Origin of the sequence: Caloramator australicus RC3 (genome assembly GCF_000297115.1) — a bacterium.
Lineage (GTDB): Bacteria > Bacillota > Clostridia > Clostridiales > Caloramatoraceae > Caloramator > Caloramator australicus.
Genome location: NZ_CAKP01000059.1, coordinates 1 through 694, shown reverse-complemented (window position 1 = coordinate 694; position 694 = coordinate 1). Strand labels below are relative to the sequence as shown.

General features: G+C 33.8%; 1 pseudogene. It reads left to right on the top strand.

The annotated features are described in order from the left end of the window. Positions 1 to 126 precede the first annotated feature (126 nt). A pseudogene (locus CAAU_RS05230) lies at positions 127 to 694 on the top strand (UPF0236 family transposase-like protein); the annotation flags it as partial.

Below are 694 nucleotides of genomic sequence, written 5' to 3'. Positions count from 1 at the left end.
CTATCCCCTGTGTGCCTTGGTAGTCTCAGAATCAATAAGGGGGTGTCTCTTTTGAATAATATTATACAACATGATATTATACAACAACATTTAATAAATTTCACTACTAAATTAATAAAAAATGTAGAAGAAATGCTGTCAAAAGAATGGGATTTTACAAAACTTGTTGAGGTAGTTAAAGAATCGACTGATGAACTTGGAAGGAATATAATAAAAGACTTTTTAGAAGAATTAGATAAAGCGATTAAAGAAGATGATAAGAGAAAAAAGGAATGGATAGTTGAAAGAAAAGACAAGAAAAGTATTATTACGCTCCTAGGAGGAATAGAATATTCAAGAACATACTACAAATCAAGAAAGAGCGGAGAATATAGATATTTACTTGATGATGTTATAGGTATAAGGAAACATGAGAAGGTGGATAAAGAAGTAAAGATAAGGCTTGTAGAGAATGCAATCAACATGTCCTACGARGAWAGTAGCAAGGTAACATGCAAAGAGAAGCTAAGTAGGCAAACGGTATTTAATGCAATAAGGCAGGTAGGGGAAGTAGAGGTAAAGAGAGAAGTAAAAGAAAAAGGAAGGTAAGGGTATTATACATTTTAGGATTAGAGATCATGTTGCACTGCAGAATGGCGAAAAGGAGATGCCAAGGCTTGTCTATGTTCATGAAGGAAGGCAAGAGAGGAATGGA